Here is a 1065-nt window from a genome sequence, read left to right as displayed (position 1 = left end):
GCACCGGGCTCGCGGTCTCGCTCACCCTGGCGCTCGCCGCCGGCTTCCGCCCCCGCGCTCAGCCGTAGGTGTCGCGCGGCCCGCGCCCGCCGCGCACCGAGCGGCGTCCGGTCTTCCAGCTCGGGCCCTGCGGGCCACGGATGTCGAGGTGGATGACCGAGCCCTGGCCGATCTCCTCGTTGAGCCGGGCCAGGATCCGCGGCGCGAGCAGCTTGATCTGCGTGGCCCAGGCGGTGGAGTCCGCCTGCACGGTGAGCCGGCCGTCCTCGATCTCCACCGCGTGGCAGTGCTGGGCGACCTCGTCGCCCACGATGCGCGCCCAGTCGCCGATGGCCCGGTGGGTGGCCAGGTCGTCCTGCCATCCCTGCGCCGACACGAGCGCGTCGAGGTGGGCGGCGAGCGGCGAGGCGTCCTCGCGCTGGGGCCGGTAGGGCGCCGCGGCGCGGCCGCCGGAGCGCCGGCGACGACGTGGCTGGCTCGGCGTCGTGCGGTAGGCGTCGGCGATCTCGCGGGCGAGCGACAGCCCGTCGTCCGGGTCGGACGCCGTCGGCTCGGGCGTGTCAGGCACGCTTCACCACTCCTTGTTCCACGTGGAACACCTGTCCGGCGAGCGCCTCGGGCACGTCCTGGAGCACCGCCGCGGTGACCAGCACCTGCTCGGCGTCGGCGACGAGGCCGGCGAGCTGGTCGCGGCGGCCGCGGTCGAGCTCGGCGAAGACGTCGTCGAGGACGAGCACCGGGTCGTCCCCATCCTCGCGCAGCAGGGCGAACGAGGCCAGGCGCAGGGCCAGGGCGAACGACCACGACTCGCCGTGGCTCGCGTAGCCCTTGGCCGGCAGGTCGCCGAGGGTCAGCACCACCTCGTCGCGGTGCGGACCGACCAGGCTGACCCCGCGCTCGAGCTCGTCGGGCCGGCGGCGGGCGACCTGCTCGAGCATCGCCGCGCGCAGCGCCTCGGGTCGCGGCCTCGCCGGGGTCGAACGACGGCCGGTAGGTCGCGGTGGCCGTGCGCCGGTCGCGCGGCCAGCCGCCGCCACGTCGACGTTACGCCTCGGCCAGGTGCGG

At 76.3% G+C, this 1065-nt stretch carries 2 protein-coding genes; both read right to left on the bottom strand.

Translation table 11 applies throughout. The features are described 5' to 3' along the window. Positions 1-58 precede the first annotated feature (58 nt). Positions 59-568 carry a DciA family protein gene (locus AC2W7G_RS16985; protein ID WP_485869477.1) on the bottom strand — a complete coding sequence of 170 codons (510 nt, stop codon included), beginning with the start codon at positions 566-568 and terminating at the stop codon, positions 59-61. After that, positions 561-1065 (bottom strand): DNA replication/repair protein RecF (locus AC2W7G_RS16980; protein ID WP_485869476.1); only part of this gene is annotated, 505 nt, incomplete at its 5' end. The genes AC2W7G_RS16985 and AC2W7G_RS16980, both read right to left, overlap by 8 nt.

It is taken from the genome of Aeromicrobium sp. PFPM2_SD2 (assembly GCF_057364525.1).
Note: the sequence above shows the minus strand (reverse complement) of the source record. Positions and strands in the feature narration are given on the sequence as shown.